General features: G+C 65.1%; 2 protein-coding genes. Both read left to right on the forward strand.

Annotation, left to right across the window (positions count from 1 at the left end; translation table 11 throughout):
* The coding region (locus CCR87_RS00140) for a chloride channel protein (protein WP_201155322.1) at positions 1–1,672 on the forward strand (1,672 nt) is incomplete at its 5' end.
* A 239-nt stretch (positions 1,673–1,911) separates the two neighbouring features.
* Positions 1,912–2,752, forward strand: an 841-nt coding sequence (locus tag CCR87_RS00145) for a DMT family transporter (protein ID WP_201155323.1), incomplete at its 3' end; no start/stop codon positions are given.

Consider the following 2,752-nt stretch of genomic DNA (forward strand, 5'->3'; position numbering starts at 1 on the left):
CCGAATGTTGATCGCAGTTCTGCACAACCTCTTCTTCGCCGGTAAGCTGGATGTGGTCTACGACGCCGAAGCGTTGATGCCGCTCGGCCCGTGGGGGCCGTTCGTCATCCTGGTTCCGGTGATCGGCGGTCTGGGCGTGGTCTGGCTGACCCAGACCTTCGCGCCGGAGGCACGCGGCCATGGTGTCCCGGAGGTGATGGACGCGATCTACCACCGCGAGGGGCAGATCCGCCCGGTCGTTGCGATTGCGAAGTCGCTCGCCTCGGCGCTGTCGATCGGCTCCGGCGCCGCTGTCGGGCGCGAAGGGCCGATCATCCAGATCGGCTCGTCATTCGGCTCCACGATGGGGCAACTGACGCGCCTGCCGACTTGGCAGCGGATCACCCTGATCGCCGCCGGTGGCGGGGCCGGCATCGCGGCGACCTTCAACACCCCCTTGGGCGGGGTGATGTTCGCGATCGAGCTGATGCTCCCGGAGGTCTCCAGCCGGACGTTCCTGCCGGTGGTGATCGCAACCGCCACGGCGACCTATATCGGGCGGCTCTTTTTCGGCATCGATCCCGCGTTCATCGTGCCAATCGCCCAGGAAGCGGCCTTCCAGGGCATCAATTTCAGCGATCTCGCCGGCTTCACGTTGCTAGGGCTGCTGTGCGGGCTGGCGTCCTTCGCCTTCATCCGCGTGCTCTCCGCTCTTGAAGACGTATTCGACCACTACTTCAAGAATCACTATCTGCGCCACGCCGTCGGCATGCTGATCGTCGGAACGATGATGTACCTGCTGGCGCAGAGCTACGGGCACTACTTCATCCAGGGCACTGGCTACGGCACGATCAGCGCGGTCCTGCACAACGAGTTGGCGACCTTCCAGTTGATGGCGATCCTGTTCGTCGCCAAGCTGGCGGCGACCACGCTGTCGCTCGGGTCCGGCGCTTCCGGCGGAATCTTCTCGCCATCCCTGTTCATGGGCACGACGCTGGGGGCGGCGCTGGCGATCGCGCTCAACTGGCTGCCCGGATTCGATGCCTCCCCGGTGGAATTCGCCATGGTCGGCATGGCGGCCGTGGTCGGCGGCGCCAGTGGCGCGGCGATGACGGCGATCGTCATGGTTTTCGAGATGACCCGCGACTACAACATCATCGTTCCGATGGTGATCGCGGTTGCCCTGTCGATCGGCGTGCGCCGGTGGCTGTCGCCGGAGAATATCTACACCATCAAGCTCGCCTGGCGCGGCAAGCACATTCCCAAGCAGCGGCACACCAACATGTTCCTGGTGCGTCACGCCGCCGAAGTGATGGACGATGCCTTCGCCGTCCTGCCCGCGGAGATGACGTTGGAGACCGCGCTGGAGACGCTCGGCTTCGACACCGACAAGCACTTCATCCTGGTCACCGACGGTGACGAAGCGGTCGGGGTGGTCCGCGTCAGCCGCGTCCTGCGCTCCAGCGAGGGCGTGCAGACCGACGCCACCCTTGGCGAGCTGGCCAGCCGCGCCTGGGTGCTGGCCGAGCGCGACGACATCCTGCACGACGTCCTGCAGCGGATGAGCGACCAGGATGGCCACTACGCCCTGGTCATGCCGAACGGCCGGACAGAGGCACAGTCCCGCCATGTCATCGGCGTCGTCGGCAAGGACCGCATCGCCGATTCCGTGATGCAGCACTTCCACGCATAAGCACGCTGGCCCAACCGATCCATACGCGTCCTGCCGGATCGGAATAAGGAAAATCAATTTCGCTTCGGCGACCCGCCCGGCCATAACCGCGGCACAACCCAGAACACGCAGCCGCCGCGCTTTATGGCCGGGGTCACGCTGGCGCCGGAAAGCTTGTACTGCCCCTCACCTCGAAGCCTCACCGGCTGTCATCCGGGCCGTTCCACGCGCGGCTTGCAGCCGATGAGGTTTCCCGTTCCATGCGGTCATTCCCCAACACGTACTCAAGGGCCACCACAACCGGGCTCTGGGCGGCCCTCGGGGGCACACTGTTCGCCCTGATCTGGTCGCTCTCCTTCGTGGTGACCCGCTTCGCCCTGCCCGACATTCCCCCGATCATGCTGGCGGCGATCCGCTTGAGCGTCTCTGGAGGACTGCTGCTGGCAGTGCGCGGCGCCGCCGCCATCCAGCTCTGGCGTCAGTCTTCTCCGGCAACGCGGCGCACGATCCTGATCGCCGGGCTGCTGTCCCAGGCCGTCTACCTGGGCGCGGCTTACTGGGCACTGACAGCCATCCCGACCTCGGTCGTCAACATCGTCGTCTCCTCGCTGCCGCTGCTGACAATTCCGGCGGCCTTCCTGGTCCTGCGGGAGCGTGCTTCTCTGATCGAAGGGATCGCCGTCGTCATGGGGATGATCGGGGTCGGCGTCGCAGTACTGGATCGCCACAGCAGCCAGCACCTAGACCCGGAGTCCTACGCAGCGGCGGCGATCGTGCTCCTGGTCGCCGTGGCCGCGCTTGCGCTGGGCAACACGCTGGTCAAGCGGATCGTGACCGCGCACAACTTCCTCGATATCTGCGGCCCCCAATTTCTGGTCTCGGGGCTGGTGCTGATGGTTGTGTCGCTCGCTTTGGAGACACCACCAGGCTGGACGGCCATCGCCCGGGCGCTGCCGGAACTGCTTTATCTCGTGTTTCTGGGGTCGATTTTCGGGATAGCACTCTGGTTCCGCCTTCTGAGCGTCTTGACGGCGAACCAGGCCGCGTCCTTCTTCCTGATGACCCCGATCATGGGTATTTTTCTTGGCAGTCTGTTCTTGG

The organism is Rhodobaculum claviforme, from assembly GCF_016653255.1.
GTDB classification, from domain to species: Bacteria; Pseudomonadota; Alphaproteobacteria; order Rhodobacterales; family Rhodobacteraceae; genus Rhodobaculum; species Rhodobaculum claviforme.